The organism is Corynebacterium sp. Marseille-P4611, from assembly GCF_916618765.1.
Classification (GTDB): Bacteria; Actinomycetota; Actinomycetes; order Mycobacteriales; family Mycobacteriaceae; genus Corynebacterium; species Corynebacterium marquesiae.
This window is the reverse complement of record NZ_CAKAKD010000001.1, coordinates 920,577-942,223: the sequence shown is the minus strand read 5'-3', so window position 1 is coordinate 942,223 and position 21,647 is coordinate 920,577. Positions and strand designations below refer to the sequence as shown.

Annotated in this window: 16 protein-coding genes; 5 read left to right on the top strand and 11 right to left on the bottom strand. The window is 58.3% G+C overall.

From position 1 onward, the window contains the following. Positions 1-85: 85 nt before the first annotated feature. The 7 genes from LG376_RS04690 to LG376_RS04660 form a co-directional block, all read right to left on the bottom strand. Entirely contained in the window at positions 86-1,486 is a 1,401-nt protein-coding gene (locus tag LG376_RS04690; protein WP_198492182.1) for an NAD-dependent succinate-semialdehyde dehydrogenase, read from the bottom strand. A 21-nt stretch (positions 1,487-1,507) separates the two neighbouring features. After that, on the bottom strand, positions 1,508-2,653 hold the full coding sequence (locus tag LG376_RS04685) for an HNH endonuclease signature motif containing protein (protein WP_225746305.1): 1,146 nt from the start codon (positions 2,651-2,653) through the stop codon (positions 1,508-1,510). 159 nt (positions 2,654-2,812) lie between these two features. Further along, complete coding sequence (locus LG376_RS04680) at positions 2,813-3,826, bottom strand: alpha/beta hydrolase family protein (RefSeq protein ID WP_225746304.1); 1,014 nt, start codon at positions 3,824-3,826, stop codon at positions 2,813-2,815. A 137-nt stretch (positions 3,827-3,963) separates the two neighbouring features. Next, positions 3,964-5,658: a hypothetical protein gene (locus LG376_RS04675; RefSeq protein WP_225746303.1), complete on the bottom strand. Its 1,695-nt coding sequence runs from the start codon at positions 5,656-5,658 to the stop codon at positions 3,964-3,966. A 53-nt stretch (positions 5,659-5,711) separates the two neighbouring features. Further along, positions 5,712-6,692 (bottom strand): decaprenyl-phosphate phosphoribosyltransferase, encoded by a 981-nt coding sequence (locus tag LG376_RS04670; protein ID WP_225746302.1) that lies wholly within the window; start codon positions 6,690-6,692, stop codon positions 5,712-5,714. Beyond that, entirely contained in the window at positions 6,685-7,200 is a 516-nt protein-coding gene (locus tag LG376_RS04665; protein ID WP_225746301.1) for a phosphatase PAP2 family protein, read from the bottom strand. Before LG376_RS04665 ends, LG376_RS04670 begins: the two co-directional genes overlap by 8 nt. Further along, complete coding sequence (locus tag LG376_RS04660; protein WP_225746300.1) at positions 7,190-9,142, bottom strand: glycosyltransferase; 1,953 nt, start codon at positions 9,140-9,142, stop codon at positions 7,190-7,192. Before LG376_RS04660 ends, LG376_RS04665 begins: the two co-directional genes overlap by 11 nt. A 106-nt stretch (positions 9,143-9,248) precedes the next feature. Between LG376_RS04660 and LG376_RS04655 the strand changes: the two genes are divergently transcribed. Beyond that, complete coding sequence (locus tag LG376_RS04655) at positions 9,249-10,511, top strand: hypothetical protein (protein ID WP_049377537.1); 1,263 nt, start codon at positions 9,249-9,251, stop codon at positions 10,509-10,511. Here LG376_RS04655 and LG376_RS04650 read toward each other — a convergent pair. The 3 genes from LG376_RS04650 to LG376_RS04640 all read right to left on the bottom strand — a co-directional run bounded on the left by LG376_RS04650 (position 10,508) and on the right by LG376_RS04640 (position 11,566). Continuing rightward, entirely contained in the window at positions 10,508-11,095 is a 588-nt protein-coding gene (locus LG376_RS04650; protein WP_225746299.1) for a three-helix bundle dimerization domain-containing protein, read from the bottom strand. The two genes, LG376_RS04655 and LG376_RS04650, sit on opposite strands and share 4 nt — an antisense overlap. Before the next feature lie 65 nt (positions 11,096-11,160). Beyond that, entirely contained in the window at positions 11,161-11,361 is a 201-nt protein-coding gene (locus LG376_RS04645; protein ID WP_225746298.1) for a DEAD/DEAH box helicase, read from the bottom strand. Between the two features lie 40 nt (positions 11,362-11,401). After that, positions 11,402-11,566 (bottom strand): hypothetical protein, encoded by a 165-nt coding sequence (locus tag LG376_RS04640; protein WP_225747401.1) that lies wholly within the window; start codon positions 11,564-11,566, stop codon positions 11,402-11,404. A gap of 260 nt (positions 11,567-11,826) precedes the next feature. Here LG376_RS04640 and LG376_RS04635 point away from each other — a divergent pair, with 260 nt between their 5' ends. From LG376_RS04635 to LG376_RS04620, 4 genes are read left to right on the top strand one after another with little or no spacing between them, the layout of a single operon-like run. Beyond that, positions 11,827-13,821, top strand: a complete 1,995-nt coding sequence (locus tag LG376_RS04635) for an AlpA family transcriptional regulator (RefSeq protein WP_225746297.1) — start codon at positions 11,827-11,829, stop codon at positions 13,819-13,821. A 52-nt stretch (positions 13,822-13,873) separates the two neighbouring features. Next, positions 13,874-15,505 carry a class I SAM-dependent DNA methyltransferase gene (locus LG376_RS04630; RefSeq protein WP_225746296.1) on the top strand — a complete coding sequence of 544 codons (1,632 nt, stop codon included), beginning with the start codon at positions 13,874-13,876 and terminating at the stop codon, positions 15,503-15,505. Next, positions 15,505-16,719, top strand: coding sequence for a restriction endonuclease subunit S (locus tag LG376_RS04625; RefSeq protein WP_225746295.1), 1,215 nt, complete (start codon positions 15,505-15,507; stop codon positions 16,717-16,719). Before LG376_RS04630 ends, LG376_RS04625 begins: the two co-directional genes overlap by 1 nt. Positions 16,720-16,754: 35 nt before the next feature. After that, positions 16,755-19,973, top strand: a complete 3,219-nt coding sequence (locus tag LG376_RS04620; protein ID WP_225746294.1) for a type I restriction endonuclease subunit R — start codon at positions 16,755-16,757, stop codon at positions 19,971-19,973. On the opposite strand, the gene LG376_RS04615 is transcribed toward LG376_RS04620, so the two are convergent. Next, positions 19,970-21,466, bottom strand: coding sequence for an ATP-binding protein (locus tag LG376_RS04615; protein ID WP_225746293.1), 1,497 nt, complete (start codon positions 21,464-21,466; stop codon positions 19,970-19,972). The two genes, LG376_RS04620 and LG376_RS04615, sit on opposite strands and share 4 nt — an antisense overlap. Between the last annotated feature and the right edge of the window lie 181 nt (positions 21,467-21,647).

Sequence of the window (21,647 nt, the reverse complement as noted above, 5' to 3'; positions counted from 1 at the left end):
CCCGGACCGATGCCTGCGGCGTGAGCTGTCTATCGTGTGCTCAAGTTTAAGTTGAACTTGAGACTTACGCTAGACTGACACGCCGCTACATTGCCGGGGAGTTGCCCGGGTTATCCTGTCCGCTCACGCGGTACAGGTGCTCGTTGACAAACTCGCCGACGCCCCAGCGTGCCAGCTCGCGGCCGTAGCCGGAGCGGTTCACGCCACCGAAAGGCAGGCCTGCTGCGGTTACCGACGCCTCGTTGACAAACGTCATGCCATCGTTGAGCTGGTTTGCCACCTCGAATGCGGCATCCAGATCGGTGCCCCATACGGAGCTAGACAAGCCATAGTCCGAGTTATTAGCAATCTCGATGGCTTCTTCGACGTCCTTGGCCTTATAGACAATGGCGACCGGACCGAAGATTTCATTGCAGCCTACGTCGGTGGATGGGTCGACGTCGGTAAGCAGCGTAGGCTCCATGTACGCACCCTCGCGATCAATCTTCTGGCCGCCTACGCGAACCTTGGCGTCGCCATTGGCCGCGGCCTTTTCCAAGCGCTCCACGATCTCATCGCGAGCGCCGATGGAAGACAGTGGACCAATATCTGCATTCTCATCGTCGTACGGGCCAACCTTCATGGCCCCGATCTTCTTTTCCAAGTACTCTACGGTGCGGTCGTAGAAGTCCTCGAGCACAATAAGTCGCTTCGGCGCGTTGCAGGCCTGGCCAGTGTTGTACATGCGAATCAAGTTGAACTGATCCAGTACCCACTCGAGGTTTTCATCATCAATGACCAAGAACGGGTCGTTGCCGCCCAGCTCCAGCACCGACTTCTTATAATTTTCGCCCGCGGTCTTTGCTACTGCAGAGCCCGCAGCTTCAGAGCCAGTCAGGGAAACGCCCTTGATACGCTTATCCGCTACAAAAGCATCCATCTGGGAACCGGAAGCGTAGATGTTGATGTACGCGTCCTTCGGCAGACCAGCCTCTTCCAGGATGTCCTGGCATGCTTGGGAAGACAGCGGGCAGATGGAAGCGTGCTTGAGCACAATGGTGTTACCCAGCAGCAGGTTAGGCGCCGCGAAGCGGGCCACCTGGTAGTACGGGAAGTTCCACGGCATGATGCCCAGCAACGGACCGAGCGGCTCCTTACGCACTACGGTCTTATGCGCGTTTTGGGCCGGCAGGTATTCATCTGCAAGCAGCTCGTGAGCGTGCTCAGCATAGTAGCGGTAGATATCGGCCACGATCTGAATCTCAGCCTTAGCCCAACGGGTTAGCTTGCCCATCTCACGGCCAATGTGATCGGCTAACTCATCAATGCGCTCTTCATAAAGATCCGCTGCGCGCGAAAGGATTGCCGCGCGTTCCTCAATGCGGGTCTCACGCCATGCATTAAAAGCCGCAGTAGAACGGTCCAGAATGTCATCACGCTGTGAATCATCGATACGCTCGAAAGTGTCTTCACTCTTACCAGTGCTTGGATTCTCAATAGCGAACATAGGCCCCTGTATAGTCCCGACTCACGAACCTTGCAATGTTCTCCTCTGCAATTTAAGGAATTGCTCCCAAGTAAGTTTCCAGTGAATATTTCGTGGCGCTAGAGGTCCGGCTGCGCGGTCCACTTCAAAGGTGCCATCCTCGAACATCCAGACAATATCGCCGGTAAACGGGTCCATGATGTATCTCACCCGACCATCCGTCTTCACGTTATGGTGATGCTGACACAAGCTCACCAGATTTCCCACACTGGTAGGCCCTTTGTCGCCGTACTCCACTCGGTGATCCAGTTGGCAATAGTGCGCTGGCATTGAACACCCCGGCCACCGGCAGATCGCGTCCCGTCCCTGCACCCAGGCACGGATTTCTTCTGAGGGAACATACTTTTTGACATCCTCGGCGGTAAGAGTTCGCACCGCAGAGTCATGTGCTAAGCCCTCCCCCAGATCGCACCATCCTGCGCTAGGAATAAAGACGCGGGAAGGATCCTCGCCAGTGCGATAGGTGTTAATCACCACCTTGGTACTAGTGCGGTTAAAGATCAGATTTTCCAGCGCCTCCGCCTTTGAAACTCCGTCTTCTGCTGCCGCTTTATCAACATGCCGGGAAATCGCCGCCGCAGTGGCCTTATCTGTCTTCAACACGATCGTGGCTTGTCCGCCCGAATAGGACACCGACACCGCGCGCTCGATTTGCGCCGACAAATCCGGCTTCAGCAGCCCATCAATGAATCCGCGCAGGAAATTTCGGATTTCCGGTTCCGTCGGTACGTGCTGTCCTGGGTCTTTGGGCGTGAGAAAATCTGCCAAGGCCGCATCAACCAGTTGGATCTGCGCTTCATCCCCGCCGAGGGGGCGCAATTCCACGTCAATAACTTGGAGTCGCGGAAGGTCCAAAATCCAGTGTTCTGTTTGTACTGCGGTAGTAAGCGGCAGTTCGCGCATCCGAAAGTGGGCTTGGATTGCACTTGATACCCGCCATCGCGAAAGACCGAGCTTCTTAGCCAATACAGCTAGTGTGCAATCAACGTCGTCTTCCAACTGTGGCAACACTGCCTGGAACAGTTGCCATGATTGAATTCTTTGCACCATGGCCATGACACACACGGTGTCTTCCATGTCATTGGTAGAAAAATACGCTTGTTTTGGTGGTGCGGTAGCAGTAGTCACAAAAGCTCCCCCTCTAAATGTTCTCGCACACCCAATCGAACTGACGCCCATAGATTAACGCAAAGCCGAGACACCAGCAATAGCTAGACGCATATTTGTTCGATACGCTTCGCAAAAGAAAATCCCCTTTCCTTAAGAAAGGGGATTCGGCCGCAAGAATTACCAAGCGTTCATGACGTTAAGCACCTGTGGCTTAGAGCGGTTGAGCTGGTAGCCAAACTGCTCCCAGTTGTGCAGCCCCTGGGCCGGGTAGCTCACGGTTGGATTGAGACCCTGCAGGCGAGCAGCGCCTTCCCACACGCGGGTGGTGATATTGGAGCCGACCTCAAGTGCAGCACCGGCAGCTTGGTGCTCCGGCAGGTAGTGAGCATCGCCAGCACCTGGGACGCCAGAGGCAGCGGAGATATACAGGTTGGTATTGCGCAACTTCGGAATAAGCAGCAGCGGATCGTTCTGGAAACGCTTCGGGTTAAACAGGGAACCGTACATAGCGTTGATGTTGAATCCGCCCGCATCCAGCATGGCAAAGCGCATCATGGTCTGAGCGCCTGGGACCGTGGTGGTCAGGAAGCCGGAGTAAGACAGCGCCTGACGGAACTGGTTCGGGTGCTTAGCAGCCAGGGTCAGAGCGGCACCGGCGCCCATGGACAGGCCAGCAATGGAGTTATTGTTGCGAGCAACGCCGAAGTTACGCTCCAAGTAGCCAGGGAGCTCGCTGGTCAGGAAGGTCTCCCACTTGTAGTTGACCGGGTTTTCCAGATCATAGGTGGCAGGACCTTGCCAGTCAGCGTAGAAGGAAGCAGTACCACCAACCGGCATGGCCAGGGTAATGTTATGCGGCTCGTAGGTCTTGGCAGCATTAACGTCATTTACCCATGCATTAGTGCGCTCGGTGGCACGCAGGCCATCCAGCAGGTAGAGGGCAGCATTGCCACCACGCTTTGCCGGCTGAATCTGCACCGGAATGGTGCGGCCCATGGCCTGGGACCACACGTCGCAACGCTGGACCCACCAGCCGACCTTGTCCCACTCACATGTACCAGTGGCGTCACGGCGCAGCCAGTCGCGGTTGGCTGCCTCTGCCGGCTGGGACCCCGCCACGACGGCTAGGCCCAAAGCTACGGCAACTGCCATGATGACTGAAAGGACGCGACCCTTGATGGATGCAGTCATCTTTCTCCTTCAAACTACTCGGTGATTGTCACTAAGTTCTATCGTCCGGAACCTGTATACCGTTAACGTCACGGATCGATAACAATGTCACAGAATAGTGTAACTTAGGTTCCCCCTAAAGTCTGCATTTGAAGGGATTAATGCAGGTAGTCAGAGGGATTAGAAGAAAAAGTGAGGGTCCGGCCGTCAGTCAGGGAGAATTTAATATTTTTCCAGAAACGGTCCCAAGTTAGGGGTTCCCTGTATGTGGCGAAGAGTTTCTGAAAATCGGCGTCGCTAAGCGCGGCGCGAGCCTTGGCCGCCTCGTGTTTATCAATCCACGCCGGAATCTCGTCGATATCGGCCGCGGAATCTGCCACCTGCCACGACATATCCAAGCTCTTGTCGTGCCCAATGCGCCCGCCCACGATGCGCGGCTGGCGCGCCGCCAAAGGGTTGCTGAGGCCGATATTGTCCAGCACGCGAATATCCAGCGGCGCATTCATGGACGACAGGCCCAAATTAAGCAGGTAAACGGTCGGCGGATCGGTACGCGAAGGGTCTGCCGGCGTGGCCGTCCACGAGAACCTATCTTCGCCCTTGATATAGCGGAAGGTCATGGCGTCGCCGGCCTCTAGCTCGTCGATGCCCTCCTGGTAGTCCTCCATAAACTTGGCGCCAAGGAATTCTTCGGCGCGCATGGGAGGATCCTGGCGCTGGGTGGCATAGGTCCAGAAATCGCGCTCGTCCACGATGGAAATTTCATCCGCATAGACGCTGCGATCCACCGGATGGCCGCGCAGAACGATAACCAGCGCCCACACCGCGCAGAGGACGGAGACAATCCACATGCGTACGCTAACGACAAAGATTGGAAGCAGAAACGCAAAAAGTGGCAGCAGCAGCATGCGGCCGTGCATAAAGTCTCCGCCCACGCGCAAGACGTAAAGCGTATGGATGAGTGCCGCACCCACAAAAAGATACGTGGCAGTGGCGGTGGAGCGCAGAGCGGTGGGGCGCAGGTCCGCCTTCCACAGACCTGCAATGGCGAGCACGATGAGCGGCAGGAAGAGCCAGTACGGTCCGGCAAAGTCCGCCAGGTAGGTAAAGCCTTTGCCCCATTCGGAACCCGCTGCGGACTTGGCCACGGCCGTGTGCGGGGTCAGCAGGCCGTAGTAACCCATGCGGAAAATCTCATAGGTCAACGGCAACGGCACTGCGGCGGCAAGAATCTTCCACCAGCGGTGGGATACGAGCAGCACGATTCCCACCAGCCCGCCGTACAGGGCGAGCTCTGGGCGCACCAGCCAGGACAGCCCGGCCCAGAAGGCGAGCCAATAGGCTTCGCTATTGCTCCCGGAGTGGCGGCGCGGGCGCGACCACCGCAGCAAAAGCCACCACAGCACTGCGAGATAGAAAATGCACAGGCCCCATTCCAGCCCAGAAGTGAAAAAGTCCCGGGCCGGTGGCAGGGCCAGATACACCAGCGCGCCGGCCGGAAGGACGGCTCCAGAGCGCATGCTTGCCGACGCCCCCGTGCCGACAACCATTGCCGCTACCGCTAAGAAGAGGCCCAAGTAAACGGCGATGCCTTCCAGATTTGCATGGGAAACCCAGCGCACGAGGAAGATGAGGTACTGCCACAGCGTGGAGGTATTGGCCTCTACACGCTCGCCCATATTGAACACGGGCCCATTTCCGGCTTCGAGGTTGCGCACGGTGCGCAGGACGATGAGGCCGTCATCGGAAATCCAACGGCGTGCGAAGCCGCCCCAGAAAGATAAAACACCGATCACAAGAACGACCACTGGGGTGCTCCAGCGGGCGATGCTCTTGTGGTCGATGTTAAACACGGGGAGAAAGTTTATCAGCCCCACGGAAAATTTCTATATCGATTCCGCTGTGTCTAGAGCAACGGCATGATATAAACCGCCATGGCAATGCAGGCGAGCCAAGCCAAGGCGAGAACCTGCAAAGTGCGGTCCTCCAGTGCAATCTCGTCCGGTGCGCCGCCCTGGCCGCGGTCCACGTCGGCCGCATAGCGGAGGATGGCGATGGTAAACGGCACCATGGAAATCTGGTACCACACGCCGCCGGTCTGGGCGTCGTTAGCGAGTTCGAAGCCCCACAAGGTGTAGCAAATGACCACCGCGGTGGCGGCTAGGGTCCACACGAAGCGCAGGTAAGTGGGCGTATACCCCTCCAGGGACTTGCGGATTTTCGCGCCGGTCTGTTCTACCAACAGAATCTCCGAGTACCGCTTGCCGGAGGCCATAAATAGCGAGCCAAAGGCCGCCACCAGCAGGAACCACTGCGAAAGCTCGATGCCTGCAGCCACGCCACCGGCCATGGTGCGCAGCATGAAGCCGGAGGACACCAGGGCAATATCGATCACCGGCATATGCTTCCAGCCAAAGCAATAGCCCAACTGCAACGCGATATAAATCGCCATCACGATAGCCAGCTGCGGCCCAGCGGTGGCAAGGAAAGACAGGCCGATGGACAGGCCGATGAGCACCACGGCCATGACATAGGCGAGCTTAATCGGCAGCACGCCCGAGGCAATCGGGCGGAAGCGCTTGGTCGGATGCTCTTGGTCCTCGCGCCAGTCCTTCGCATCGTTAATCAGGTAGATGGAGGAAGCGCCGAGGCAAAAGACGACGAAGGCCAAGAGGACGTCGAGAAGCACGCGGCCGTGGAATAACGCATCGGCGCCGGCCGCGGCGGGGGCGGCCAGCACCAGGACGTTTTTGACCCACTGCTTGGGGCGCAGGGCCTTAATCATGCCATCGGCAAGATTCTTCGGCGGCTTGCGCTTGCGGCCGGTATCTACGCCGGAGGTGTGCGGTTCTGAATGGAAAAAGTGCTGGTTTCCATCATCACTCATGCTTCATTCCTTTCATCACGACCTCCGCGGTAGCAGCGCCGATGGCCGCACCCACGGCCGTATCTGTTGGATAGTGCACTCCGAGCACCATACGCGATGCCATCATTACTGGCACGCCGAGAAGGGGCGCCTTGCGGCCGGTAAGGCGGCTTACCGCCACCAGGAATGCGGTGGTCGAAGTCGCGTGCGAGCTAGGGAAAGACAATGTGGAGGGCGTCTTTACCCCCACGCGCACGTACGGATAATCCGGGCGCTTGCGGCGCACGATGCGCTTGAGCACCACGCTGGCGGCGTGCGCGAGGAAGGCGGCGGCCCCAACACGGATCCAGCCTTCGCGGCGGCGCTTGTCGACGCCCGCCCCTACCGCAGCGCTGCCCATCCAGCCCAAGGCATGCTCGCCCCAGTGGCTAAGCCCGCGGGCGGTGGGAAGCACGCCGGGCACGTCGAAGGCCGCACCCTGGATGCATTCGAGGACGCGCGATTCTGCTACGGAAAGCTTATTGGGCATCGAAGACCTTCTTCCACGACTCGCGCGAGGTCAGCTCCGGCTGGGCCGCGCGGTATTCGGCGCGCAGGTCGTCGAAGTTCTCTTCGATTTCCTTCAGCAATTCGCGGGTCTGGGCCACGAGGTCCTTAGCTAGGTCGCGATCACGCTTGCGGAAGGCCACGCCGGTGCCACCCGCGGTGGACACAGTGGCCGAATCTACGCGGGACAAGGTGAACCAGCGGGCCTCGTCCGGGGTGAGGTTGAGCTGCGGCGCCTCGTGGTGCGCAGCGTCTTCCTTGCTGACGAGGTGCTTGAGACCCTTGATAGCCCACGGGATCTTCTTAATCTTGGCCAGGCGGCCGCCGATATTGCGGGTGGGCACGCCCGGCGCGCCGGTGGGAGCCGGCAGCTCATCGGCGGATTCCAGGATGACGGCATCGGAGTAGTTCTTGCGGATCTGCGCGATGCGCGGCAGCGAAGACTCCAAGATGTCGAAGAGATGGTCCGGCCCGGCCAGGAAGTCTCGCATAGCCTCAATCTGGATGGCCATGGTGGAGTATTCCATGCACATGGTGTGCTTGAGGGTGGACTTAAAGATGGACTTGGTAATGCCCTTGGCCGGTCCCTCGTGGTACATCGCGGCCACGATGAGGCGGTTGCGTAGGTGGAAATAGGCCTGCCAGTCAATGGCATCGTCCTTATCGGCCCAGGCCATGTGCCAGATGGCGGCACCCGGCCAAGTCACCGTAGGGAATCCGTTGCGCGCTGCTCGCAGGGAGTACTCGGTATCGTCCCACTTGATAAACAGCGGCAATGGCTGGCCGTTGGTTTCTGCCACGATGCGCGGGAAGAGGCACATCCACCAGCCGTTATATTCCACGTCAACACGGCGGTGCAGCGCACGGGAATCATACTTTTTCGGATCCAGGTGGGTTTCGTGGGTACCGATGGCGCGCAGCGGGTACTTAGCAAAGTCGTGGTCGTAGACGGCGTGCGGCGCCGCGCCCCACATGAAATCGGCACGGTTAACCTGCTCGCCGGTAGTGCGCAGCTGGGAGCGTTCCTGCAGGTTGAGCATCTGGCCGCCGACGACAATGGGCTTGGCGGCGTAGCGGGCCGCCTGAACCGCACGCAGTACGGAGTCCGGCTCGATAGCGATGTCATCATCCATGTAGAGGATGAAGGGCGAATCGGTATGTTCCAGCGCCTCGTACATGATACGGGAGTAGCCGCCAGAGCCGCCCAGATTGCCCTGGCGGAACTCGCGGAAACGATCGCCAAAGTGGGCCACTGCCTCGTCGTAGCCCGGCTCATCAGCGGGGTGCTGGTTGCCCTGGTCCGGCATGAGGACGAAGTCGATAATTTCATCTACCACCGGGTCCTCGGCCAATGCCTTGAGTGCTGCCACGGCATCGGTCGGGCGGTTAAAGGTAGGAATACCGACCGCCACGCGCTTGTCTTGCGCCGGCTGCTCGGTCCCATCCGGCAGCACCTGCGGGCCGGGGGCGTGGGGAGAGCACCAGGCGGCGTCGGCAAGCGTGGTTTCCTGCTCGGCGGTGATATCGAACCACAGCCAACCGCCGTCCTCGAAGTTTTTGAGTGGCAGCTCAAACTCGTGGTGGCCGGTGCCCACCAGGTGGTTGGCCACGGAAATACGCTGGCCATCCTGCTTGGAGCGGTACAGGGAAATATTTGCCTGGCCCTCAATGTCTAGGCTGAGAATAACGGAACGCAGCTGCGACCAGCGGCGCCAATAAGAAGCCGGGAAGGCATTGAAGTAGGTCTCAAAAGAGGCTTCCTCGCCGGCCGGAATGGTGACGGAGGTGCGGTTAAACCAGCTAAGGCGTTCGCGGTTTTGCTCGGCCTCGATGAGGTAGAGCATCCGCACATCAAAGGGCTCGCCACGCTTAGGCAGCAGGATGCGCTGCAGGGGCTCATGGGCCTGGGTGTTGTTGGCAGTCACGATAGCTTCGATTCTCCAAACGGTATAAACAGTAGTCAGCGATTTAGCGTAGTTGCTTTTGCATAAGTACTACGGTTTACACGCGGAGCCCGTAAAATGGAACATCGTGAGATGGGTTCCTTGCGCGGCAGCAGTAGGTCTTCTCGCTGTAGCCAGCGCGCCCGCCGCTATCGCAGAGGAAAAGCCCGCGGTGGAGTTTCTGGACCACGCCCAAATCCTCAGCAATTCGGACGAAGACGCCATCAAATCGCAAGCACAGTCCATGCATTTGCCGGATTCTGTGCACGAAGTCCTCTACGCTACGTATCCGAATTCGGGCGAGGAATTTTCCCGGACTTTGTTCCATGACTTGGCCCGCGAGCATCCACATTTCATCAGCGGAAGTGAGTTACAGAAAAATGTGCTCGTCATCGCGGTAGGTTTTGAGCCCAATAGTATGGCCGTGCACTGTGGCACAGAGGTGTGCCAGGACATCAAGATTTATGACGAGGGCCGCATGGACGGCATCTTGGACCAGATGCGGCCGGCGCTGGCGGACGATGACTATACCGTCGGCATGATCTTGGCGACGCGCGCCGCCGCGGATACCACCGTGCGCCGACAATATGCGCAGGATGCACCCACGTGGTCCGTGTTCATCGCAGCCACTATGGTGCTCGTGGTTCTGGGCGCGGTCGGCCTCATTACCTACTTGTTCATCCGCCGCGCCCGAGTGCGCAAGCGCTTCGATTATATTGAGGGCGCTCGCGACGGAGCTGAGGAACTCATCAAGCGCACGGAGGCCCGGATTGACGCCCTGCATTCCCCCTTGGCGGGCGACTACCTGAAGGTACAGTGGCGCTCTCTGTTCAATCAGTACACTGATGCGCGACCGACGCTCAAGGCGCTGGAGAACATCCAAGACTATTCCCTGCACGCCGCTTCCATTAAGGAGGCATACAAAGCGCTCAAGCAAATCAATACGGCCGCAGCGCAGATAGATTCCTTGGAAAATTTCTGCGCCGGCGATACTGCAGTGCGCGCGGGCGAGGTGCAATGGCTGCTTGGCGACGCCCAAGCGGCCCTCTCCCGCCAGCCCGACAACGCCAGCTTGCGCCAGATAACGCAGCGCATTAAAGACCTGTCCCAGGATCTGTCGCGGAAAGACTTCGACTCCGCCTTCGCTCGCGTCCTCGAAGACTACCACCCCATGGTGAGCGCGCTGCCCGAAAGGCTATATCCGCAGCGCGACCGTAAAACTCCCCCGCTTCTGGGCACGCCGGAATGGCGCCCCGGCATGGGCACGCATTACATGCCCTATAGGTTTGCGGGCTTCTGGGTAGCTAATAATAACGTCTCCTCCCAGCTGCCCAACCCATATCGCTTCTAAGCGTTGACCGGTTCGGCTACCGGATCAATGCCCAGCTTATTGAGCATGTAGAGTACGCGGGCTTCGAGGTCATCAGCCAATTCGCGCGCCTCCTCCACGGTATCCGCGGCAGGAATATCCCAAATTTTGATGTCCTTGCCTGCCTCATCGCGCTCGATCTCGCGGCCCAAGAACACGATGTAATCCGGCATCGCTACCGTACGCACCTCATCGAGGTACTTATTCGGGGCCTCGCCCATGCCGCGCTCGTTCATGACGTGGGCAAGGTGACCTTCCGCTTCGTTTTCTGGGTGAGTAACGGCGGTATCTACAAAGAGGGCTGCGCCGGCGTGCTTGCGGGTCAGTTCCGCTGCGGCTTGGGCCAGCGCATTATTGGTACCGGCGGCAAAACGTACGTGCAGGCGGTGAGCACCGAAGTAGTCGCGCACCTCACGCTCCACCAAAAGCGGCACGAATTCATCGAGCTCCGCCTTGTTGGTGTGCTTGGCAATAACCTCATCGAGCTTGGCATCGATTTCTGCGGCCGTGTACTCATGGCCGTAATTTTCGTGCAGATCCTGGCGCAGGGTTTCAAACTGGTTCATTGTTATCCCCTTTCTCGGATTATTGTCCCGTTTGCTAAGTGTTAACCTGACGTTAACTTTACCGGTTAACGGTGGGTTAAGTCAAACGGTTGGGAATAACCCAATAGTTTTCTGCACCAAGAAAGCGGAAAGGCCCGCCGGGTGTTCCGGCAGGCCTTCTTGGACTGTTCCTTCTTTTTATCGGGAATGCGCGATGCGCGGCTACGCAATTTCAGGTGCTCCTGCAGCCGCTCCGGCGACATTTTCCACATGCGGCGGTCAGCCATGCCGTCACCTCCTTTCCTCAGAGGTGATCAAGCATAGCGCTTAGTGGCCTCGCTCCCGCTCAAGGGCCTTGCCCTCGTTCCAGAACGGAGCCAGCTTGTTGACGAACATACTCAGCGCGGAGACGATAACCATGCACATGTCGACAGCGACAGACAGCCCGAGCCAACACGTGCACCAGCAGGAAATCGGCCACAAAGTGCACATCAATCCCCCGCTTTAGCACCGGACCTGACCGAACACGTCAGCAAGTCATACGCTTTTGAAGCCCGAGCCCCACGAAAACTAAACCACTCTTGGGCGACACTCTTTTAGTTTGAATTAACCAGCCTTAAGCCACCTTCAGGACGATTAACAGACTAAAGTCTGGGCACTTCACTCGAGTTCGTTTAACGTATTGGGCAGAGCAATCAGCGATGACCGCTCACCCTTATTCCCCATCACTCCCCTATGAAAGGAGGCCTCAAGTGACCGCAACACTGACACTCGCCGATGTCGCCCGGCTGACCGGCGTTACGCGCCCCGCGGTCAACGAGTGGATTCAGCGCTTTAACTCCGAATCCATCGCGCCCTTCCCCTCCCCTTACGGAGAACATGATGGCCACCCCTACTACGCCATCACCGAAGTTCAAGACTGGCTGCGAGCAACTAAGCTCGGCCGCCGTGACACAGCCGTTGAAGATGCCCTCTTCTATTCTTCGCTCTACCGAATGCTGCTCCACAATCCGGCACGCGCGGCCTTGGGCCTTTTAAACTGCAACACGGCTCTCTCCCCTCAGGATTTTTCGCCCTCTGCTGCAGTAATCGACTCTCTTACCGCGGCGTACCAGCGCGCAGCAGGCAACATTCCTTCTGATGACCCTGAAGCTGACATCGCACAAGCCGCAGAGCAGGTAGCCGAGGCAGCTTTCGGGCCCGCGACCGCGCTCGCCCGTCTTGCAGATGACCTCAGTGCTCAGCGCCAGGTCACACTCTCTTCCCGATTTACTTCCCGCGCTATGCAAGCAGTATCGGAAGCCCTCACGCTAGAGAACCCAACTCCACCTATCATCCCTACTGATGAATACAGCCTAGGTTTCGTCACTGGACTCACCCGGGAACTCGAAGAGACACTGGTGCTCAGCATCGGATATCGAAAAGACTGCGCACCAGACTCTCTCTATTGGGCCGAACTAGCGTGCCGAAACGTGGAATTCATCGACGCTAGCGAGGAGATCCCAGCGAATTCTCTCCTCGTCCACGCTGTTCCTTCCCCTCCAAAGACTGCGCCCGAATACTTCGAGCACCTCCAGGACTTGCTCGACAACTTAGACGAGCGCGGCGCAATGTTCTGCATTTCCACCGCAGACATGCTTATCGAGGACTCTTTAGCGCAGGTCGTCCGACGGCGGTTCCTCGCACCGACCGAAACCGGCGCAATTGCACCGCTGCGTTACAGCGCACGGCTGCCCCGAGGTATTTTTCCGGACCGCGGACAGCAGCAGGGCGCACTATGGATTCTCAAGCGCCCTAATCGCGAGGCCATAGGCAACCCTGCCGATGCTGCTGTGGTTATCGCTGACGTGCCGGACCTTAAGAGACCCGGTCTCGTCTCAGACTGGGCAACCATGCTCACCACACCGGATGAAGCACGCAAGCACGCCTTTGTCCGCGGTCGTATTCTTCGCGCCGCTGATGCCTGGCGCAGTCGTACTCATTCTCTCGATGACTCGGTCTTTTCTTCTACGTCGACGTCCTCCGCCGCCGATCTCATGCATACCGCGCATCAAGCAGGATTAGACATCAGTTCAGCAGGGCTGGAGGACGCGCAGCCAAAGATTGGTATGCGCGCTGAATCGGGGGCAACGCGCCTTGAGTACCTACCGTGGAAGGCCGCGACCAACGCTCGCACTGGGGTACTGCAGAAACTCAGCGGATCCCGCATTGCCGAACATGATCTCGCCCCTGAAGCAGTAGCAAAACTGGAACTCATCGGTGAACCCGAAATTCTGGGGAGCATTCCACAGGGCGCACGTTGCATCGATCGTCTCCGGCTGGAAGACATTGCACCGCGCGGCACCCTCACAGAACCAGGGGACGTGGTCTTCATCAAGAACCCAAGACCACGCGCGCTCATCGATGAGGAAGGCGGCAAGCTAGTCACTGCACCGGCTCAAGCACTACGATGCCGCACCTTCCGTGGACGCAGCCACACTCCCTTGGAACAGGTCTGCCTTCCCTACCTCGTAGAGAAGGCTATTAACGAAGCTGTCTCCTCCGAGTTGGCATCGGTGTACTTCCCCGTATTGCCTCGCAAGAATGCGGAAGACCTCAGCACAGTCGAGCAACAGCTCGGCGCACGGCGTCGCCAGTTGGTTGAGCAGCTAAGGAGCATCGATGTTCTACGGCACAACCTCACTATTTCGATAGGTACCGGTGCTGTCACCATCGCTGAATCTCGTGCACAATCCCCGCCAGGCTAATAACAGAGTTCAACATTCAAACGCACAAACACCGTTATATGTAAGGAGAAAAATGACTAACTCAGTCAAGGATGTGCAGAACGTAGAGTCTGCCTCCGCCACCACCCTCAAAGAGCTCAAGGACACTTTATGGAAGGCAGCAGACAAGCTGCGCGGTTCCATGGACGCATCCCAGTACAAGGACATCGTCCTAGGACTGGTATTCCTCAAATACGTCACTGATGCTTTCGACGCCCGGCGCGCGGAGCTGCGTGCTGAAGGCGAGGAGCGCGGCGATAGCGAAGAGTACATCCAGGAAGACCTGGAGGATATCGACGCTTACCGTGAGAAGAACGTTTTCTGGGTGGACCGCATCGCTCGTTGGACCTTCCTGCGCGACAACTCGAAGGGCAAGACGGCCGACGCCGGCCAGGAGTACCAGTCCATTGGCAAGCTCATCGATAACGCGATGAAGCAGCTCATGCTGGACAATGAGTCGCTATTAGGTACCCTGCCCACGAACTTCGCCTCGGAAAGCGTTGACCAGCGTCGGTTGGGCGAACTCATTGACTTGTTCAGCACCACCCGCTTCACTTCGGAGGGCCCAGAACGCGCACGCGATTTGCTGGGTGAGGTCTATGAATACTTCCTGGAGAAGTTCGCCCGCGCTGAGGGCAAGCGTGGCGGCGAGTTCTACACTCCCCGCCCCGTCGTCCGCACTCTCGTGGAAATCCTGGAGCCAACTCAGGGTCGCGTCTATGACCCGTGCTGTGGCTCAGGCGGCATGTTCGTGCAGGCCGAAAAGTTCCTCGAGACCACAGAGAAGGACCGCACTGCTCTGGCCATCTACGGTCAGGAGCTCAATGAGCGCACGTGGCGCATGGCCAAGATGAACCTGGCCATCCACGCCATTAGCTCTGCTGGCCTCGGTGAGCGCTGGGCCGACACCTTCGCCCGCGACATCCATCCAGGCAAGCAGATGGACTACGTCATGGCCAACCCACCGTTCAACATCAAGGATTGGTCGCGCAACGAGGAAGACACTCGCTGGAAATACGGCGTTCCGCCCAAGCGCAATGCAAACTTCGCGTGGATGCAGCACATTATCTCCAAGCTCACTTCTCAGGGCGAGGCCGGCGTCGTCATGGCCAATGGCACGATGACGTCGAACTCCTCCGGTGAAGGCGATATCCGCAAGGCCATGGTGGAAGACGACATCGTTTCCTGCGTCATCGCACTTCCTGCGCAGCTCTTCCGCGGCACGCAGATTCCGGTCTGCGTCTGGTTCTTCGCCAAGGACAAGAAGGCTGGCTCCAAGGGCACCATCGACCGCACCAACCAGGTGCTCTTCATTGATGCCCGCGAGCTCGGCCACATGATTGACCGCACTGAGCGCACCTTCAGCGACGACGACATCCAGAAGATTGCGAATACCTACCGCCTGTGGCGCGGCCGCACCTCCGCACCGAAGGACGAGGCTTACGAAGACATTGCTGGCTTCTGCAAGTCCGCGTCCCTCGATGACATCCGCGACGCCGACTTCGCCATGACCCCCGGCCGCTACGTCGGCTTCGCCGAGGCCGAAGAAGACGACGAACCCATCGACGAGAAGATTGCCCGCCTCACCGGCGAGCTCACCGCCGCGCTTGACGACGCCGCCCGCCTCGACCAGGTCGTCCGCGAACAGCTGGGGAGGTTGAAGTAATGAATATCTTGACCATGCGCGAGCTGACCAAGTTCGCAATCGGCGGTGGCTGGGGAGCAGAAGAACTTCAGGACGACACAAACGAAGTTACGGTCATTCGGGGCGCAGATTTCCCGGCTGCGGCTTTCCAAGATATTTCTTCGGCTCCAATCAGATTCGAAAAATCCTCTAGAATCCCAAACCGAGTTCTGAATCCAGGCGATATTGTCCTTGAGGTTTCAGGCGGTACAAAGGCTCGCCCAACCGGTAGAACGATCTTTATTACGCAAAAGATGGTTAACGATGCAGATAGTCCCCTAATTCCTGCTAGCTTCTGCCGACGTCTCGTAATTGACACAGAAAAAGCGGTACCCCACTTTGTTTATTACTGGCTCCAGAATATGTATGCCAAAGGACAAACGTGGAATTACCAAAACCGATCCACCGGCATTGCAAACTTTCAATTCGAACAGTTTCTCGACCGCGAGACCGTCCGTTTGCCAAACCGGCAAGAACAGCTAAAAATCGCTCATTTGCTTGGAGCTCTTGACGATAAGCTTGCCGCAAACCAAACGTCAATTTCAAAAATCGATGAAATCCTAAGAGCCCTTTGGCAAAAAGAACTTTCTCTTAGCAACGTCTCTGCTTCCTTAAGCTCATTAGCGTCATTTATCAATGGTCGCGCTTTTACGAAGGGAGCCTCTGGAACAGGCCGAGTTGTCGTCCGCATTGCAGAAATGAATTCCGGAATTGGAAGTCGAACCGTCTACAACGACATCGATGCGGCACCAGACAACGTCGTCGATCCCGGCGAACTTCTATTTTCTTGGTCGGGAACCCTCATGACCAAGCGTTGGCCCTTTGACCAGGCAATTGTCAATCAACACATCTTCAAAGTGGTTCCCAATGGACAACTGGATTTATGGGCTCTCCGTCAAGCAATCGATGCTCAGCTCGAATATTTCCAAATGATTGCCGCTGGTAAGGCCACAACGATGGGGCATATTAAGCGTGGCGATTTAGACCAGGAAGTCGAAGTCCCCGCCCAGATGTCGGAAGAAACGAATCAACTCGGAAATTCACTTTGGAGACTTGCCACAAGCCTTGAGATCCAGAATTTACAACTCGCCCGCACCCGCGACGAGCTCCTTCCTCTCCTCATGAGCGGCCGCATTACGGTCGGTGAGGCGGAGGAGGTTGCGAACGTTGCGGGCACGGCGGCGTGGGAAAGCTAAGCACCCCTACCTCTACAACCCCTAAGGAGAAGCTCATGCTGAGCGAAGAATCCCTCGAACTCATCGTCCAGGACAACCTGGCTGACCTGGAGTGGGTGTCTGGGCATGGCCCAGACTTTGCGCCGGGCTCCGGCGAGCGCGACACGTGGAATGACATCGTGCTGCGCGGGCGTCTGCGCAATGCCGTGCGCAACCTCAACCCGGGCGTACCGGAGGAGTACCTCGACCAGGCGATTGGTGAGGTCATCACGCCGAAGTCACAGTCCGCGATTGCGGAGAACCGGCGCATTCACCAGATTCTAGTGGAGGGCTACCGCGGTATCGAGTACATCGACCACGAGGGCAACGTGCAGAACCCGACCATCTATTTCCTGTCCTCCCAGCCGCACAAGAACGACTACTTGTCACTCAACCAGGTCACCGTTGCGAACCTTGATGGAGAGCGTCGATTCGATGTGGTCTGTTACGTCAACGGCATGCCGCTGGCGTTCATTGAGCTGAAGAAGACGGGCGCGAATACCTCCGTCGAGGGCGCATACAACCAGCTGCAGACGTACGTCAAGGAATTCGGCATGGCCTTCCGCTTTGCCAATATTGTGATTCCTTCGGATGACCTCAGCGCGAAGTACGGTACGCCGTTTACTCCGTGGAACCACTTTGCGCCGTGGAATGTGAATGAGGACGGCAGCCCGGTAGACCCCAACAACATGGTTGTGGCCGGCGAGCCGGTCACACAGCTGGACCTGTTGCTTGATGGTCTGTTTAATGTGGAGCGTTTTGGACAGCTCTACAGCGACTTCACGGCGTTCGATGACACGGCCGAGGGGCTAGTCATGCGCATAGCGAAGCCGCACCAGTACTTCGCGGTGACCAAGGCTGTGGGTTCCACGATCACGGCGGCGCGCGGCGACAAGCGCGCTGGCGTCATCTGGCACACGACGGGTGCGGGCAAGTCCATGGAGATGGAGCTCTACACCGCCAAGGTTATGCGTCGGCCCGAGATGCACAGCCCGACCGTCATTGTGCTCAATGACCGCACGGAGCTCGATGAGCAGCTCTTCGAGACCTTCAACCGGTCCACCATCCTGCCGGAGGCACCGCGCAATATCGAGTCGCGTGCTGAGTTGCGTGAGCTGCTCTCACAGAAGACCTCCGGCGGCATCTACTTCTCCACGCTCCAGAAGTTTGGCTTGAATGGAAAGGGCGAGCTCCGCGAAAAGGAGCACCCTTTGCTCTCTGACCGCAGCAACATTGTGGTCATCGTTGATGAGGCACACCGCTCCCACTATGGCTTTGGCGATACCGCCGCCGATGGTTACGCACAGCACCTGCGTAATGCGCTGCCGAATGCCACCATGTTGGCGTTTACCGGCACCCCGCTCAAGGAATGGGACCGCGATACGCGCAAGGTCTTCGGTGATGACGTCGACATCTACGACATGAACCGCGCCGTCGAGGACGGTGCCGTCGTTCCCGTGTATTTCGAACCGCGCCTCATCCCACTCAAGCGCATTGCTGGGATTACCGATGACGAGATTGATGACACCGCTGAGGAAGTGCTCACGGGTCTCGACGAGGTGGAGCGCGACCGGATTCAGCGCTCCGTCGCCGCGTTGGAGATCATCTATGGTTCCGACGACCGCTTGGATGAACTGGCTGCGGACTTCGTCCGTCATTGGGAAGACCGCCGCGAGAACATGCAGGAATTCATCGGTGCACCGGGCAAAGCCATGATCGTGACCGCCACACGTTCCATTGCGGCACGCCTCTACTCCAAGATCGTGGCGCTGCGCCCTGAGTGGCACTCGGATGCCGATGACAAGGGAAAAATCAAGGTCATCTACTCTGCCGCGCCGTCCGATCCGGATGAGCTCAAGGTCCATATGCGCCGCCCGAGCGCGCTCAAGGCCGTGAAGAACCGCATCAAGGACGTCGACGACGAGCTGGAAATCGCCATCGTTCAGTCCATGATGCTCACCGGTTTCGATGCGCCGCCCCTGCACACGCTCTACATTGACCGCTCGCTCAAGAGCGCGCTACTCATGCAGACCCTCGCCCGCGTCAACCGCACGTTCCGCGATAAGCAAGACGGTCTCCTCGTGGCCTACGCACCATTGGTGGAGAACCTGGAAAAAGCTCTTGCGGAGTTCACCCTTAACCCTTCCGACGACGGAACCAAGGTCACAGGCCAGGACGTTGAGGAGGCAGTAACTCTGGCGAAGGGATTCCTGGCTCGTCTCGACGACATTGTGGGAATCGAATGGAAGAACACCGCTTTCATCGATGACGCCAACCTTCGCCGTGCCTTGCTCGATGTCACGGGCTTCCTGCGCAATCCGAAGACCGAAGGCAACTACGACCCCGAGAAGCCAAACGCGCGTCCCGTCGCTGATGAGTTCAAACGTCAGGCTGGAAGGCTCGCGCGTGCCTGGGCACTAGCTTCGGGCAGCCCCGACGCCGAGGAGTACCGCGACAGCGTGCGGTTCTACTCCGAGGTCAAGAACTGGCTCATCAAGCTCGATGCGGGCGACCGCGTGGCCAATGGCGAGCCGATTAGCGACTCCATCCGCAACGCCCTAGGCAAGCTGGTCGTTGATTCGGCTGAGGCCACCGGTGTCATCGACATCTACCGCCAGGCCGGGATTGAGATTCCGAACTTGCAGGATCTCACCGTCGACCTGTTCAAGGACAAACAATCCCCCTCTGAGGTCTCGTTGCTCATCGATGCGTTGCGCCGCCAGCTCCAGCAGGAAGCCCGCACCGCCACAGGAAACAACGAGCTGCGCTCCAAGCAGTTCTCCGAGCGGATCACCGAGCTGATGAATCGGTACACCAATCAGCAGCTCACGGCCGCTGAAATCATCGCCGAACTCATCCGCCTGTCCAAGGAGATTGTCAAGGAAAGCAAGCGCGGTGAACAATTCACCCCGCCACTAGGCAATGACGAGCTCACCTTCTTCGACGCAGTGTCGACAAACGAATCCGCAACCGAGCTCATGGACGACGAAGTTCTTGCTGAAATCGCACGCCAGCTCGTTTCCATGCTGCGTCGCGATGCAAAGACCGACTGGACAGTACGCGATGACGTACGCGCGAAACTACGCCGCTCGGTCCGCAGGTTGCTACGCGACTACAAATATCCACCGGACAAGGCGCCGGAGGCCATCAAGCTCGTGCTTGAACAGATGGAGAAATTCGCGCCAAGGTATTCAGCGGCGGCGCGCGAACAAGGTGACGTTGAACACCGTGGTTAGCCCTGCAGCCGATAGCGCTGCTTCGGGCTCTTCAGCGGCTCAGTGCGCACGATGACGCCTTCCTCAACAAGTTCGTTGATGATCCTGCGCACTCCGTTGAGGGACAGCCCTGCAGCCCCTGCCAATTCGCGGCTGGACGCTGTCCTGTGTTCGCGAAGATAGTCGAGCACGCGCCCACGGGTTCCGCCGCCCGACGCCGCGGTGCGCTCCGGGGTAGTCGGATTTCGCCGCGCAAAGGTGAGTTCAAATTCGGTCAATGAATCCCGTGGTACCGGCGGCGGCAGCAGCTGCTGTTCCAGTTGGTCGAGAATCTCGATATATCCGGTACCACGATTTTCCGCAACGTACCCATCTCCGTCACCGGCAGGAGTCACCTCCAGCAGCGCAGACAAATGCTGATTGCGCGCGCTAGACATACCCGCAGTGCCCAATCGATCAACGGTGACCGTTCCATAAAGACCACCGGGGTTGAGGATCTCCAGCCGGTCGACATACAGGTTCACTTGTACCTGCGTGCCCCGCGCCTGCGGCGAATAGTCACGGTGCATAAGCGCATTAGCGACTGCCTCACGCACGGCCTCCGGAGGATAGTCCGGCAAGTCCTTACGGAAGACTCCCGCGATTACGCCTCCGACGCGCATATTGCGTCGGACTGCCCGCACGGCATCCGCGACCAGCACCGGAATGGGCCCCACCAGACTTTCGTTGTCGAGGAAGCGCTGCTTGCCCAACCCGGCCGCTTTATCGGTGCCGGGATATGCTGCAAAGGTCACGTTGAGCCGCGGGAAAAACTGTTGCGGGTAAGTGCCCGCTGCCATGAGCCCGCCCAGAGTTGGCACTAGTTTTCCGTTGTCGTTCCGGGTAATCAGGTGGAGCGCTAACATCGCCTCTTCATCGCTCAACCGTCCAAAAATGCGTTCATGGATGGAGCGCTCGCGGGCCAAGATCTCGGCCACAATGTCAGGATCCAGATCGTCGATGTCAGCAGCCGGAACCGGCTCCAGATCCCATTCCGGCTGGGTCTTGTTTTCCTCCAGCCGGTCAATCTCGTATGGCTTTAGTACGCGGTCCCCATCATGGACCCGGATATAGCTGCCGTGATACTTCGACTGGGAAACGACCCAGCAAGGCTTCTCAAAAGGAGCACATTCGGGAATGGTGCCAACGACAATGCTCGCGCCCTCCCACTCAACAATGTCGATCTGGGCGCGAACCGACGGGGTTACGAGGTCTGCGCATGCGCCAGCCAGGGCATCCGCCATGGCAGTAGCATCAAAGCCTGGTACCGTAACGAACCCGTTGTCTTCATCCAGCCCCAAGATGATGATTCCACCGGTCCCGTTAGCAAATGCAGAGATAGAGCGAACGAGCTTCTTGGGAAAACCTCCCACAGCTGCCTTGACCTCAACGGCGCGCGTATCGGTGTCCTGAGATCGCAGGCTTCCAATGATCTCGGCGATTTCCGCCTGGTCATCGTCCCAGACCACAATCACTCACCCCCTATCAGCGCTCAACGCTCCTGAACACCCTCAAACACTACACACAACACTACACACACTGTGGGGTGTTGTGTAGTGTTCATGCGCGTTCCTTGTCCGAAATTCTCACAATACGGGATGATTTCGCAGGTCAATCATATTTTCCCGGTCTGCGCGACACTACACAACACTACAT

Excerpts from the sequence above, each read along its gene's own strand:
- LG376_RS04640 (WP_225747401.1), bottom strand. The coding sequence starts at position 11,566 with ATGTGCACTTTGTGGCCGATTTCCTGCTGGTGCACGTGTTGGCTCGGG.
- LG376_RS04650 (WP_225746299.1), bottom strand. The coding sequence starts at position 11,095 with ATGAACCAGTTTGAAACCCTGCGCCAGGATCTGCACGAAAATTACGGC.
- LG376_RS04665 (WP_225746301.1), bottom strand. The coding sequence starts at position 7,200 with ATGCCCAATAAGCTTTCCGTAGCAGAATCGCGCGTCCTCGAATGCATC.
- LG376_RS04680 (WP_225746304.1), bottom strand. The coding sequence starts at position 3,826 with ATGACTGCATCCATCAAGGGTCGCGTCCTTTCAGTCATCATGGCAGTT.
- LG376_RS04670 (WP_225746302.1), bottom strand. The coding sequence starts at position 6,692 with ATGAGTGATGATGGAAACCAGCACTTTTTCCATTCAGAACCGCACACC.
- LG376_RS04620 (WP_225746294.1), top strand. The coding sequence starts at position 16,755 with ATGCTGAGCGAAGAATCCCTCGAACTCATCGTCCAGGACAACCTGGCT.
- LG376_RS04645 (WP_225746298.1), bottom strand. The coding sequence starts at position 11,361 with ATGGCTGACCGCCGCATGTGGAAAATGTCGCCGGAGCGGCTGCAGGAG.
- LG376_RS04625 (WP_225746295.1), top strand. The coding sequence starts at position 15,505 with ATGAATATCTTGACCATGCGCGAGCTGACCAAGTTCGCAATCGGCGGT.
- LG376_RS04690 (WP_198492182.1), bottom strand. The coding sequence starts at position 1,486 with ATGTTCGCTATTGAGAATCCAAGCACTGGTAAGAGTGAAGACACTTTC.
- LG376_RS04630 (WP_225746296.1), top strand. The coding sequence starts at position 13,874 with ATGACTAACTCAGTCAAGGATGTGCAGAACGTAGAGTCTGCCTCCGCC.